Here is an 11,751-nt window from a genome sequence, read left to right as displayed (position 1 = left end):
TTTTTGGCGTTAGCTCAATTATAGCGTGATAACGTCGCTAGCTTGTGGGCCTTTCTGACCATCAGTTACGATAAATTCAACACTTTGGCCTTCACGTAATGTTTTACGTCCTTGCGCTTGAATAGCACTGAAGTGCACAAACACATCTTTACCATCGGCAGCAGAAATAAAACCAAAACCTTTATCATCGTTGAACCACTTTACGGTTCCAGTCAGTTTACTCATGTACGTCTTTCCCTTATAGACTAATCGTAGTAGTTACAGTTTATAGGTAACTAGGTGCTTATGACGGATTCAGTCTAGATCGAATTTATGACAATGAGTAGTGTTTTATTGTGCTTTTATGTCTTAGCTAACGTTAATTCACTTTAAAGAGAAAGGCGCTGTCAGGAGGGGGAGAAATATCAGAAGGTGCCATCACGAATTGTGACAGCACAAAAGATGTATTAATCGTTTTTAGTTTGCTGACATTTGTGACAAACACCATGACTTTCAACAACGTGGTGCTTGATCATAAAGCCATACTGTTCTGATTTTTGACGTAAAAGCTTCGCTAGTTCATCATCATGGATTTCTTCAACAAACCCACATTTATCGCAAATTAATAATTGTGAACAATGATCAGCATGGCCGAGCACACAACACGCAATATAGCTGTTGGTTGATTCTACTTTATGTACGAAACCTTGCGCTAACAGAAAATCTAGGGCGCGATATACTGTCGGTGGTTTTGCTTGGGGTTCTGATGCTTTGAGTAAATCGAGTAACTCATAAGCACTAATAGAACTATGATGATTAATGATCAGTGCCAGTACTTTTAATCGCTGCGGGGTCATTCTTACCCCTCGTTGCTCACAGAGCTGTTGTGCTTTAGCTAGCAGTTGAGTTTGAACCGTCATAGAGCCTCAAAAAAACGTCATTAAGTTTATATTTTATCACAGCTGTCTAAAAACATACTCACACTTAGCAAGTAACTGTAATAAGAGCAAAGATTCCGTGTAAATGATCACGTTATACTAAGAAGAATAAAAAAGAATGTCACAAAATGGATGCATTACAAAGGTGAGGACATCTATGTTGATTATGTATTATAAAAACTAATGCCAAGGTTGCGTTTTTTTTCATTTCTCAAGTGATTTAAAATACCTATAATGACGCCCATCGAAACGTGACCGACGCCTTAAATATTCGTGATTAGGCAATGGTTATACATAAAATGCTTAATTTTTAAGGTAAAAAAAATGTCTGTTATCATTACTAAAATTGTTGCTCTTTACACGCCTGTATTCTCTACAATGTACAAAAGCGGTAATATGACTAAGTAACATTTTGTCGTAGGGTCAATCATCGACCGACAGCGAAAAGAATTTAGAAAAAGGCCTTGAACATTGTTCAAGGCCTTTTTTGTTATTTAAAAAAGAGGTTTTATATCTTAATTGTTGAATATTGAGCCTGTTGATTACGACGTAATATCTTGAATCAGTAAATAAATATAAATTTTAGTTCTACTGATCAAATATCAATTATTTATATAATTTTTATAAAATACAATTATTTGGAAGATTTAGGAAGTTGTGATGCAAGCTGTTTTTTACTTGCCTTCAATCTGCAATATTATCTCGTCATTAATGTTAAATGGAGAGAGAAAAGATGAGCGGTATTATCAAATTATCACGTAACACAGCAACAGCTCCCTACGATTTAGCAGCAACACAAACTGTTGCGTTTTCGCATTACAATAATATTTCTGCACAATTACCGATTGATGTTAAAAGTGGAAAAATTATTGATGGCGGTGTCACTGAACAGGCGGCACAATGCCTAAAAAATATTAAGGCTATTGTCGAAAGTATTGATCATTCAATGCATGATGTTATTAAAATTAATGTGTATCTTAAAAATATCAAAGATCTTGAGTGTGTTGATGATGTTTATGCGACGTTTTTCCCGCGTTATTTACCGACACGTACTGTGATGAGCGTAGCAGCATTACCCATGTCTGACGCATTAATCCAAATGGATGCCGTGATATCTAATGGTGAAGGCTCTGGTACACAAGCTCCCTGTGATCTTGTGAAAATTGCACGCAATACAGCCAATGCCCCTAACTGTGATGTATCGACTCATACTGTTGCCTTCTCGCATTACAACCATATTTCAGCTCAATTACCACTTGATCCTAAAACAGGGAATATGATCGCTGGTGGCGTAAAAGAGCAGACCGGGCAGTGTTTAAAAAATATTAAGAGTATTCTAGAAGCGATTGATGTGCCTGCTGACGATATCGTGAAAATTAATATTTATCTTAAAAATTTGGCCGATATTGATGTTGTCAATGAAGTTTATCGTTGTTACTTCCCTGATGCGGGAATTGCGCGAACATGTGGCTATATGCCAGCCAGATCAGTGATTGTCGTAGAAGGGTTACCAATGGGCGCATTAATACAGATAGATGCGACAGTTTCTCATGGCGATGGAACACCACCACAAGCAGTTGAAGATCGTCATGGCTTGGTGATCGAAGCGAATAATACACATGCTGCTCCTCAAACCGCATTATCTTCTCAAACGGTGGCATTTTCACATTACAATAATATTTCTGGGCAGTTACCGTTAAACTCGATGACAGGTAAGCTTATTGATGGTGGTGTTAATGAACAAGCAAGACAATGCTTAGTGAATATTAAAGCGATAGTTGAAAGTGTTAACCATGTAATGGACGATATTGTGAAGGTTAATATTCAACTAAAAAATATGGCTGATCTTGATGCGGTTAATGATGTTTATATGACGTTCTTTAATGAGCAGCTTCCTGCTAGAACTGTTATTGGTGTTTCTACCATCGCGATGGGTGCTTTAGTACAAATGGATGCAATTGTATCTAACGGCGAAGGTACTCCGCCTGCCGTGTAATAAAAAGAGTCACGATAAATGATGTTGTTATTATAAAAAGCCATATTAATGAATATGGCTTTTCTTGTTTATATACCTTACTTCATACCCCATTACGAATATTAAGCATTATTAAACCGATTATGGGCTGAAGGGGATCCAAGTCTAATCATGGTGACAATAGTTATTTTAGGGTAGAATCCGCGCCTCAAAAGATATTTTAGGGACCGTTTATGCCTCCTAAACTGTCCCTTATCCATCCCTTATCACTAACAATAGTCGACATTGGATGAAGTATATTGCAATACCCGTAAGTGGTATTTGCCATAACCACTTAATATGTAAGGAATATTGTAATATGTACCCATCTGCTCGTTTTTCTGTCGCTCCCATGCTCGATTGGACTGATCGTCATTGCCGTTATTTTCATCGTTTAATGAGTAAAGAAGCTCTGTTGTATACCGAAATGGTAACGACAGGTGCAATTATTCACGGCAAAGGTGATTTTCTGGCGTATAACGAAGAAGAGCATCCATTAGCATTACAACTGGGTGGTTCAAATCCGGTTGATCTTGCACGTTGTGCCAAATTAGCAGCAGATCGTGGTTATGATGAGATCAACTTAAACGTTGGTTGTCCGTCTGATCGCGTTCAAAACGGCATGTTTGGTGCTTGTTTAATGGGGGAAGCTGAGTTGGTGGCACAATGTGTTGCTGCAATGCGTGAAGTCGCTGATATTCCTGTTACTGTTAAAACCCGTATTGGTATTGATGATCAAGATTCGTATGAGTTCTTAACTCATTTTATTCAAACCGTATCAGAAAAAGGCGGTTGTGATAATTTTACTATTCACGCCCGTAAAGCATGGCTAAAAGGCTTAAGCCCAAAAGAAAATCGTGAAATTCCAGAACTTGATTACCCACGAGTTTACCAATTAAAGCAAGACTTTCCACAGTTAACCATGGCAATCAATGGTGGTATTAAAACTTTTGAAGAAATGGAACAGCATCTTAAATATATGGATGGTGTAATGGTCGGTCGTGAAGCTTACCAAAGCCCTTACCTGATGGCTGAAGTGGATCAGCGTTTATTTGGTAGTAACCGCCCAGTGATGAAGCGTCGTGAAGTGGTTGAAGCTATGTATCCATATATAGAGCAACAATTGGCGAACGGTTCATACTTAGGCCATATTACTCGTCATATGCTAGGTTTATTCCAAAATATGGCGGGAGCTCGTCAATGGCGTCGTTATATTAGTGAAAATGCCCACAAGCCAGGAGCGGGTATTGAAGTGGTACAACAGGCATTAGCGAAAATTCCTGCCGAGTTAGATGTGTAGTTATACACACTATTAACGTGATTATAGTGGTGAGTTTTACTTAGTATTAGGTGAGATTGACCAATAAATAGTAAACGCCAATTCATTATTGAATTGGCGTTTTTTTATCTACATGAAAAATAAGCTAAAATATTTATATTAGAGTTGGCGTGAATTGTGCAATATTGTAAGTAATAATAAAGATAGCACTGGGGTTTCATGTGGATACCGCAGTTATAAAAAAGGATAATCTATGTTTGAGTTCCTATTTTTGGTTGCTTTTACATTGGTACTGATATTTACCGGTGTTAGTTTAATTGGCGTTCTGATTGCGGTTGCAGCAGGTTTTGCGGTAATGGCTGTTGTTGGTATGTTAGGGCTCGTCTTTAAATTATTACCGTGGATCGTATTGATAGCATTAGGTATTTGGTTCTTCCGTGAGCGTAATGCTGACAAGCAGCATCAAGATCGGATGTCACGTTACCGTCGTCACTAATGCAATTGGTTGCAAATAACAGCTATTGATTGCGATTGATTGCAGAGTTTTCATACTGCTTCTGATATAATTTTGTGCGATTAATTACATAAAATGATAAGAGCGGAGACTCGCATGAAAAAAGTGGTGCTTTCACTTGCAGCAGCAATGACGCTAGCAGCAGCCCTTCCAGCACAAGCAGATACTTTACTAGGTGTTAAAGTAGGTGCGGATGCATGGTTTACAAACGCAAAAGTAGCTGGTCAAAAAAGTGACGATACATCAACATCTTACTATGCATCTTTTGAGCACTTTATTCCTTTAGTGCCAAACGTAATGGTACGTTACAACAATATTGACACTGGGAATGTGAATTTTGAGCAAAGTGATTTCACGGCTTATTATGAAATTCTTGATAACGATTTAGTCGCATTGGATTTAGGTGTAACAATGACTAAGTTTGCTGGTGTTCAAATTCAACACCAGAACAGCTTTAGTGATTGGCAGCCAACAGTTTATGCTGCTGCTGAGTTAGGTATTCCAGCAACACCATTATCAGTATTTGCTCAAGCGAATGCGGGTAAATACGATGGTACAAGTTTGTTTGATGGCCAAGCGGGTGTGAAATTCACATTAGATTTAATTGCAGCAGATCTTAACCTTCGAGCAGGTTACCGCATGATGGATTATGACTTTAAAAAATCAACATCTGGTGATGTTGACCTAGATGGTTGGTTTGCTGGCGTAGAAGTTGATTTCTAATTAACTTCAGCTTTCATTGTGTGATCTAATTATAAAACCACGATTATTTCGTGGTTTTTTTATTGGCGCTAATCCCATTTATGTACCACTTTTAAAGGTAAGCAAACTGATTATATGTGTGATGCACAATATCAGTATTAGGGAGGAGTAAGTGATGACATTAACTGAATTGAAACACCTATACGCTGACCAAGATCTTGTTGAGGCACTCATCGAACCATCAATTAATAGTGGTTATATCGTTGAATTTCGTCATCGTCGCGGCGGTTTGGTGCCATTAACTGATATTAGTGGTAGTGAACAATGCTATGGTGATGTTGATAGTGCGACTCAACAAGCATTTGAAGTTGGTTTTCAACAAGTTAGAATTGCTGACGAATATTAAATCCTGCCTTTATTTCTCCATTCTAAAACCAAATAGTGTTATCGCTATTTGGTTTTTTTGTACGATTAACCTTACAAATGGTTATAAAACATTCTTATCTATTCTTTCTTGTTATTAGTTTAAATGGCTACTCTAACATAACGCAATGAATAGGGATCGTCGTGCTATGTCAATCAACCAACTATCAGCTTTAGCTAGCCCACTCAATGATCAACAAATAGATCAGCTTAAGCTAGCCGCAGCAGAATCATCACCACAACAACTGGCTTGGATCAGTGGTTATTTTTGGGGGTTGAGTCAATCTCAATCATCAACAACGGCAGCTGTTCCTGCATCAAATGTACTGGCCGCTGCAAAACCTGCGGGTAAACTAACCATTATTTATGCCTCGCAAACAGGTAATGCTAAAGGTGTCGCTCAAGCGTTACAACAGCAAGCTCTCGCACAAGATATTGCGGTGAATCTTGTGTCGGCGGGGGACTATAAGGGGAAAAATCTTAGTAAAGAAACTCACGTTATTATTATTGCTTCAACACATGGAGAAGGTGAAGCCCCCGACGATGCGATAGAACTGCATCAGTTTTTACAGTCAAAAAAAGCCCCCCAATTATCGAATTTACACTACAGCGTGATTGGGCTCGGCGACTCTAGTTATGAATTTTTCTGCCAAACAGCTAAAGATTTTGATCGCTACTTAGCAAAACTGGGTGCGAAGCCGATGCTTGATCGCCTTGATTGTGATGTTGACTATGAAGCGGCCGCCGCAGAGTGGCGTACACAAGTATTAGCCAAAACCAAACAAACCTTATCAACCGGTGAAGCAGAAGTTGTTCAGTTACCCGTGGGACAAAAGGCCACATCAGTCGCGACTTATAATAAGCAAAATCCTTATACCGCCAGTTTATTAGTAAGCCAGAAAATCACTGGTCGCCATTCAGATAAAGATGTACGCCATATTGAAATTGATTTAGAAGGTTCAGGCTTAAGCTATCAAGCGGGGGATGCTCTGGGGGTGTGGTTTGACAATGATCCACAATTGGTTGATGCCATATTAGCGAAACTTGACTTAGATGCTGCAACTTCGGTGGATGTTGATGGCAGTAACTTATCTATTCGTGATGCGTTGATTAGCCATTATGAAATTACCGCATCAAATCCACAGTTTGTAACTAAATATGCAGAAATATCTGGCAGTAAAAAATTACAAAAGCTGGTGAATGATCGTGAAAAATTGCGTGAGTATGCGGCTAATACTCAAATCATTGATGTGCTCGCTGAGAAGAAAGCTGCTTTAACTGCAGAGCAATTAATCGGTTTATTACGCCGTTTAACGCCCCGTTTATATTCTATTGCTTCCAGCCAACAAGAAGTGGGCGAAGAAGTGCATTTAACGGTTGGTGTGGTTGAATTTTCCCAAGGCGATGAGCAACGCCAAGGTGGCGCATCAAGTTTCTTAGCGCAACGTCTAGCAGAAGGCGCTGCGGTGAAAGTGTTTGTTGAAACTAATAATAATTTTAAGTTACCAGCTGATGATAATACGCCCGTGATTATGATTGGTCCGGGAACGGGTATTGCACCGTTCCGTGCTTTTGTGCAAGAGCGTGATAACCGTGAAGCACAAGGTAAAAACTGGTTATTTTTTGGTGATCGAACTTTTACTGAAGATTTTCTTTATCAAGTTGAATGGCAGAAATATCTAAAAGACGGAGTGGTGGATCAAATAGATGTCGCATTTAGTCGAGATCAAGCCGAGAAAATCTATGTTCAACAGCGCATTTTAGAACAAGCACCACAAGTGTGGCAGTGGTTACAAGCAGGATCGCATGTTTATGTGTGTGGTGATGCAACCCACATGGCCAAAGATGTTCATCAAGCCTTGTTAACCGTTATTGAACAACAAGGAAAGAAAACGCGCGAGCAAGCCGAGCAGTATCTCAATGAGCTGCGTAAAGATAAACGCTATCAAAGGGATGTGTACTAATGACAGAGCAAAAATTATCAGACAATGAACGTCTAAAACGTCAAAGCAATTTTCTTCGCGGTACTATAGAGCAAGATCTTGATGATCGTATTACTGGGGGATTTAGCGCTGATAACTTTCAATTAATTCGCTTTCATGGCATGTATCAGCAAGATGATCGTGATATTCGTGCTGAGCGCGCTAAACAAAAATTAGAACCGCTTCAGAATGTGATGTTACGGGCGCGAATGCCGGGGGGCGTGATCACTCCTGAACAATGGTTAGCGATTGATAAATTTGCTGATGAGCATACCTCGTATGGCAGTATTCGTTTAACGACCCGTCAAACATTTCAGTTCCATGGAGTGCTGAAACCTAACATTAAACTAATGCACCAAACACTAAATAGTATTGGTATTGATTCCATCGCAACGGCGGGGGATGTAAATCGTAACGTGTTGTGTACCACCAACCCTGTTGAATCTGAGCTTCATCAACAAGCGTATGAGTGGGCAAAAAAAATCAGTGAACATTTACTGCCGAAAACACGTGCTTATGCCGAAATTTGGTTAGACGGTGAAAAGCGTGAAACAACCGATGAAGAACCCATTTTAGGCAGTAATTATTTACCGCGTAAGTTTAAAACCACAGTGGTTATTCCGCCGCAAAATGATGTTGATGTCCATGCTAATGACCTCAATTTTATCGCAATTTCCGACAATGGGAAGTTGGTAGGTTTTAATGTGTTAGTTGGCGGTGGCTTAGCAATGACCCATGGTGACCATGCCACGTATCCGCGCCGTGCTGATGATTTCGGGTTTGTACCTTTAGATAAAACCCTTGATGTCGCGACTGCTGTGGTTACTACTCAACGTGATTGGGGAAACCGTTCTAACCGTAAAAATGCCAAAACTAAATACACTATTGATCGGGTTGGCGTGGAGGTATTTAAAGCAGAAGTTGAGTCACGAGCCGGGGTTACCTTTGAAGTCAGTCGACCGTATGAGTTTACCGATCGTGGTGATCGTATTGGTTGGGTTGCGGGCATTGATGGTAAGCACCATTTAGCGTTATTTATTGAAAATGGCCGTTTATTGGATACACCGAATAAACCTCTTAAAACCGGTATGGCAGCAATAGCCAAGGTCCATGGTGGTGATTTTAGAATGACCGCCAACCAAAATCTGATTGTTGCTGGTGTGTTAGAAAAAGACAAAGCTAAGATCGAGAAGATCGCACGTGATCATGGTTTGATGGATGACAGTGTCAGTGAGCAGCGAAAAAACTCAATGGCATGTGTGTCTCTGCCAACTTGTCCGTTAGCCATGGCGGAAGCCGAACGCTTCCTACCTGAATTTGTGACTGATGTTGAAGCGGTATTAGCGAAGCATGATTTAGCCAAAGATGAGAATATTATTTTACGGGTAACCGGGTGTCCTAATGGCTGTGGGCGCGCGATGTTGGCTGAAATAGGCTTAGTGGGTAAAGCGCCTGGACGATATAACCTTCATTTAGGTGGTAACCGTAATGGTACTCGAGTACCTAAAATGTACCGCGAAAATATTACCGTAGCTCAAATAATGGATGAGATAGATAGTTTAGTCGGTCGTTGGTCGACGGAGCGTCAACAGAATGAAGGCTTTGGTGATTTCACTATTCGTGCTGGCATTATTGATGAAGTAAAAATATCAATGAGGGATTTTTATGCCTAGATTTCAACTGGCTGAGTTACTTGAACTGCCAAAAGTGAGTCAAATTATTCAGCTGGCTGAAATTAATGCCACGCTGGAAACAATGACAGCTCAACAGCGAGTGCAATGGGCGCTTGATAATCTTGAGGGCGAGTTTGCATTAGCATCTAGCTTTGGGATTCAATCGGCAGTTATGCTGCACTTAGTGACGGAAGTTCGATCAAATATTGCGGTGATATTAACGGATACTGGGTATTTATTTACCGAAACGTATCAGTTTATTGATAGTTTAACTAAACAACTTAATTTGAATTTATATATTTATCGCGCTCAACACAGTGCTGCATGGCAAGAAGCACGTTATGGTCAATTATGGCTGCAAGGTGTTGAAGGTATTAAGCAATATAACCAATTAAACAAAGTAGAGCCGATGCGGCGGGCATTGAGTGAGCTGAATGTTGGAACATGGTTTTCAGGATTACGTCGTGAGCAAGCCGATTCTCGTGCGACGTTACCTGTATTAGCGATTCAAAATGGTCGTTTTAAATTTTTGCCTGTGATTGATTGGACCAATGACGATATTGATGCTTACTTGCTGCAACATCAGTTACCTTATCATCCGTTAAAACACCACGATTATTTATCTGTCGGTGATATTCATACTACGGTGAAATGGCAGCCAGGAATGACAGAACAAGAGACGCGCTTTTTTGGTTTGAAACGTGAATGTGGTTTGCATGAAGACAATGACACTGAATCACAAGGTTCAGGGATTTAGTTTCATTTTGTGTTGGGTTTATCAATAAAAAAACAAGGCAGCGTATCGACGCTGCCTTGTGGGTTATTCAGATAGAGAATAAGATTATTTTGCTGCCGCAGCAGGAGCCCATACTTTATCTAATGCGCCTAAAAGAGCATTACTTGCACCTTGTTGGCCTAAGAATTGGGTAATAACGGGAATAAACTTATTGATCATCGCAGGATCCATTCCTAGAACTGAGAACACTTTATCAATGTTAGCTTGGTTGCTAAGTAGCTGGCCAAGTCCCATTGGTAATGAGTCCGTTAATTTTTCAGCGCCAGGGATCAATTTAGCCAGTTCGCTTCCTTGTGGACCTGAAAGTTGACTTGCAGCCATGCCTAGTAATGCGCCTGCACCACCGGCTGCTTGTTCAGGTTTAACACCGAGTTCAGAAATCAGGGTTTTTGTTAGCGGGTTTTCTGCAACTTGGCTAACCACTTGATCGGCACTTTCGCCACCGAAAATATCAGATAAGCTAAAAGCGTAACTCATGGCGCTTGATGATAGCAATGCAACTGCTGCAACAGTCGTTACGATACGACGTTTTTTCATGGGGAGACTCCTTAGTAAAGATTAATACCGAAGTCTTTTAAATCAGAAATTGACTTGGGTATGTCAATCCTAGTGAAGATTTGTCTTGTTGCAATGATTTTTTGTTATTTGAATGACGTATAGGTATAAAAACGGCGCTCATAGCGCCGTTTATTTATTTGTTCAAGCTTGATATCTTATAGGATATCTAATAGCTCTACTTCAAATACTAGTGCTGCATACGGAGGGATTGCAGCACCTGCGCCGCGCTCACCGTAAGCTAGGTTTTGTGGAATAGACAGTTTCCACTTAGAACCTACAGGCATCATTTGAAGAGCTTCAACCCAACCAGCAATAACGCCAGTTACAGGGAATTCTGCAGGTTGACCACGAGATACAGAGCTGTCAAAAACAGTGCCATCTGTTAGCATACCGTGGTAGTGCACACGAACTTGCTTGTCTGAAGTTGGAATTTCGCCAGTACCTTCAACAAGAACTTCGTACTGAAGACCAGAATCAGTTACTGTAACTTCTGCACGTTGTGCATTTTCAGCTAGGAATGCTTCGCCATCAGCTGCTGCTAGTTTAGCTTGTTCTTGACGAGCTGCATCTGCTGTTGTGTGAAGTTCACGTAGTGCATTGTTGATGTCATCAACTTCGATTTCTGGCATTTCGCCAGCTAGAGAAGTTGCGATACCTTTAGCAATAGCTGCTACGTTTAGGCCTTCAAGACCGCTTTGTGCTAGTTGTTGGCCCATTTGTAGACCAATACCGTAGCTTGCTTTAGTCTCAATTGTATCTAGTTTAACGTCAGACATTATTGTCATCTCTTAATGTAGAATGAATTAAAGCAGGCAGGATAACAGTTTAGCCCCCATCGGGTAAATGTTTGTAACTAATATTCGCTAATTGCGTGACATATGAAGCTTTGGAGT

Annotated in this window: 12 protein-coding genes; 8 read left to right on the top strand and 4 right to left on the bottom strand. The window is 40.2% G+C overall.

The genetic code is table 11. From position 1 onward, the window contains the following. Positions 1–18: 18 nt before the first annotated feature. The gene (locus tag CZ809_RS16445) at positions 19–225 is read right to left on the bottom strand and encodes a cold-shock protein (RefSeq protein WP_080158651.1); all 207 of its coding nucleotides are present in this window, start codon (positions 223–225) and stop codon (positions 19–21) included. Positions 226–446: 221 nt separating this feature from the next. After that, positions 447–899, bottom strand: coding sequence for a zinc uptake transcriptional repressor Zur (gene zur / locus CZ809_RS16440; protein ID WP_080158650.1), 453 nt, complete (start codon positions 897–899; stop codon positions 447–449). Between the two features lie 751 nt (positions 900–1,650). Here zur and CZ809_RS16435 point away from each other — a divergent pair. From CZ809_RS16435 to CZ809_RS16400, 8 genes are all read left to right on the top strand, one after another. Beyond that, positions 1,651–2,913 carry a RidA family protein gene (locus CZ809_RS16435; protein WP_080158649.1) on the top strand — a complete coding sequence of 421 codons (1,263 nt, stop codon included), beginning with the start codon at positions 1,651–1,653 and terminating at the stop codon, positions 2,911–2,913. A gap of 337 nt (positions 2,914–3,250) precedes the next feature. Next, positions 3,251–4,231, top strand: a complete 981-nt coding sequence (gene dusA / locus CZ809_RS16430) for a tRNA dihydrouridine(20/20a) synthase DusA (protein ID WP_080158648.1) — start codon at positions 3,251–3,253, stop codon at positions 4,229–4,231. A 232-nt stretch (positions 4,232–4,463) separates the two neighbouring features. After that, entirely contained in the window at positions 4,464–4,706 is a 243-nt protein-coding gene (pspG, locus tag CZ809_RS16425) for an envelope stress response protein PspG (protein ID WP_080158647.1), read from the top strand. Between the two features lie 114 nt (positions 4,707–4,820). Further along, positions 4,821–5,447 carry a TIGR04219 family outer membrane beta-barrel protein gene (locus CZ809_RS16420; RefSeq protein ID WP_080158646.1) on the top strand — a complete coding sequence of 209 codons (627 nt, stop codon included), beginning with the start codon at positions 4,821–4,823 and terminating at the stop codon, positions 5,445–5,447. A gap of 154 nt (positions 5,448–5,601) precedes the next feature. Beyond that, the gene (locus tag CZ809_RS16415; RefSeq protein WP_080158645.1) at positions 5,602–5,832 is read left to right on the top strand and encodes an RNA-binding protein; all 231 of its coding nucleotides are present in this window, start codon (positions 5,602–5,604) and stop codon (positions 5,830–5,832) included. Positions 5,833–5,998: 166 nt separating this feature from the next. After that, positions 5,999–7,813, top strand: a complete 1,815-nt coding sequence (locus CZ809_RS16410) for an assimilatory sulfite reductase (NADPH) flavoprotein subunit (protein WP_080158644.1) — start codon at positions 5,999–6,001, stop codon at positions 7,811–7,813. Next, complete coding sequence (cysI, locus tag CZ809_RS16405) at positions 7,813–9,504, top strand: assimilatory sulfite reductase (NADPH) hemoprotein subunit (RefSeq protein WP_080158643.1); 1,692 nt, start codon at positions 7,813–7,815, stop codon at positions 9,502–9,504. The genes CZ809_RS16410 and cysI overlap by 1 nt, the downstream gene beginning before the upstream one ends. Next, positions 9,497–10,261: a phosphoadenylyl-sulfate reductase gene (locus CZ809_RS16400; RefSeq protein WP_080158642.1), complete on the top strand. Its 765-nt coding sequence runs from the start codon at positions 9,497–9,499 to the stop codon at positions 10,259–10,261. Before cysI ends, CZ809_RS16400 begins: the two co-directional genes overlap by 8 nt. An 84-nt stretch (positions 10,262–10,345) precedes the next feature. Here CZ809_RS16400 and CZ809_RS16395 read toward each other — a convergent pair whose 3' ends face one another. Both CZ809_RS16395 and bamJ read right to left on the bottom strand, forming a co-directional pair. Then, positions 10,346–10,837: a DUF2780 domain-containing protein gene (locus tag CZ809_RS16395; protein ID WP_080158641.1), complete on the bottom strand. Its 492-nt coding sequence runs from the start codon at positions 10,835–10,837 to the stop codon at positions 10,346–10,348. 176 nt (positions 10,838–11,013) lie between these two features. Next, entirely contained in the window at positions 11,014–11,634 is a 621-nt protein-coding gene (gene bamJ / locus CZ809_RS16390) for a BamJ family beta-barrel-assembly machinery protein (protein ID WP_080158640.1), read from the bottom strand. Positions 11,635–11,751 lie beyond the last annotated feature (117 nt).

The sequence above is a fragment of the Photobacterium piscicola genome (genome assembly GCF_900166965.1).
GTDB classification, from domain to species: Bacteria; Pseudomonadota; Gammaproteobacteria; order Enterobacterales; family Vibrionaceae; genus Photobacterium; species Photobacterium piscicola.
This window is presented reverse-complemented; position numbering and strand designations above follow the sequence as displayed.

Excerpts from the sequence above, each read along its gene's own strand:
- cysI (WP_080158643.1), top strand. The coding sequence starts at position 7,813 with ATGACAGAGCAAAAATTATCAGACAATGAACGTCTAAAACGTCAAAGC.
- CZ809_RS16400 (WP_080158642.1), top strand. The coding sequence starts at position 9,497 with ATGCCTAGATTTCAACTGGCTGAGTTACTTGAACTGCCAAAAGTGAGT.
- CZ809_RS16415 (WP_080158645.1), top strand. The coding sequence starts at position 5,602 with ATGACATTAACTGAATTGAAACACCTATACGCTGACCAAGATCTTGTT.
- dusA (WP_080158648.1), top strand. The coding sequence starts at position 3,251 with ATGTACCCATCTGCTCGTTTTTCTGTCGCTCCCATGCTCGATTGGACT.
- CZ809_RS16395 (WP_080158641.1), bottom strand. The coding sequence starts at position 10,837 with ATGAAAAAACGTCGTATCGTAACGACTGTTGCAGCAGTTGCATTGCTA.
- CZ809_RS16410 (WP_080158644.1), top strand. The coding sequence starts at position 5,999 with ATGTCAATCAACCAACTATCAGCTTTAGCTAGCCCACTCAATGATCAA.
- CZ809_RS16435 (WP_080158649.1), top strand. The coding sequence starts at position 1,651 with ATGAGCGGTATTATCAAATTATCACGTAACACAGCAACAGCTCCCTAC.
- CZ809_RS16445 (WP_080158651.1), bottom strand. The coding sequence starts at position 225 with ATGAGTAAACTGACTGGAACCGTAAAGTGGTTCAACGATGATAAAGGT.
- CZ809_RS16420 (WP_080158646.1), top strand. The coding sequence starts at position 4,821 with ATGAAAAAAGTGGTGCTTTCACTTGCAGCAGCAATGACGCTAGCAGCA.
- zur (WP_080158650.1), bottom strand. The coding sequence starts at position 899 with ATGACGGTTCAAACTCAACTGCTAGCTAAAGCACAACAGCTCTGTGAG.
- bamJ (WP_080158640.1), bottom strand. The coding sequence starts at position 11,634 with ATGTCTGACGTTAAACTAGATACAATTGAGACTAAAGCAAGCTACGGT.
- pspG (WP_080158647.1), top strand. The coding sequence starts at position 4,464 with ATGTTTGAGTTCCTATTTTTGGTTGCTTTTACATTGGTACTGATATTT.